This is a genomic window from Mangrovicoccus sp. HB161399, from assembly GCF_013184745.1.
Taxonomy (GTDB): Bacteria; Pseudomonadota; Alphaproteobacteria; order Rhodobacterales; family Rhodobacteraceae; genus Mangrovicoccus.
Window position 1 is genome coordinate 1 of record NZ_JAATVU010000316.1, and the last position, 556, is coordinate 556.

A 556-nucleotide genomic window follows, 5' to 3' on the forward strand; every position below is an offset into this window, starting at 1 on the left:
CGGGCATCCGCAGAAGCGCATCGACGAACTTCTTCCATGGAATTTCAAGCCGTCAACCTGAGATCCCGTGAGCCGGGAGCACCGCTTACGGCGCGTCAGCTTCCTGCGGAACTTCACATGCCCGGTGATGGAAGCCCCGTGAACCAGGAAAACGCTCTTTGCCAGATCCACGCCGATCATCGTATCCTTCATTTCGCCGTCCTCTCCGCTTCCGTGGCTTTCATCACCACGACCTTGGCACATCGCGATGCCGTCTGGGGAGGGCGGCAACCATCCCATCTCGGGCAGCCTGCGGTTCAACCGCTCATCCCCCAAGTCGCATCCGGCGGTTTCCGTTTCCACCCAGCTCTGTCCCATGCCCGCACCTCACACATTCGGTGCCACATGACGAATCATGATCCTGTCATTGTCGCCAAGGCCAAGGCTGGTAGCTGAATCAATTCACCGCACCACATGTGGGTAACCGGAGTTCGACAGCTAGACGCGTAAGCAATTGATATTGTTAAGGCCGAAAGGCCAAAAATGTGACAACAGCGCCGGTCCGGCGGGCTTGGGA

1 pseudogene is annotated in these 556 nt (G+C 58.3%); it reads right to left on the reverse strand.

Going from position 1 to position 556, the window contains the following annotated elements:
• Positions 1-357 (reverse strand): annotated as a pseudogene (locus tag HCC78_RS34420) (hypothetical protein); the annotation flags it as partial.
• Between the last annotated feature and the right edge of the window lie 199 nt (positions 358-556).